We start from the raw sequence: 254 nt of genomic DNA, 5'->3' as shown, positions 1-254 counted from the left end.
TTTCATATGAAGACGGTGCTGAGCCTTCCAAGCAATACGTTGTGCTTCAGGATCTTGACCTTCTTGCCGTTTAAGTAATTCACCTTTAAGAGAAGGTCGATGACGATAAGACCAACAGATTTCTACAATGGAACGCCGAACCTGAGAATTTCCCGTCTTAGTAATAGAACCTTGCCAACGATTTGATCCACTAGAGTATTCTTTAGGAACGAGTCCAGCATAGGACATCAGTTGTCTTGGGTTAGAAAAGCGAG

The 254-nt window shown here is 42.9% G+C and carries 1 protein-coding gene; it reads right to left on the bottom strand.

Going from position 1 to position 254, the window contains the following annotated elements:
• A partial coding sequence (locus M3226_RS32025; RefSeq protein WP_251573476.1) for an IS110 family transposase occupies positions 1–254 on the bottom strand: 254 nt, incomplete at both ends.

This window comes from Neobacillus cucumis (assembly GCF_023715505.1).
The sequence above is the reverse complement of the archived record's forward strand: the minus strand, read 5'-3'. Positions and strand labels throughout refer to the sequence as shown.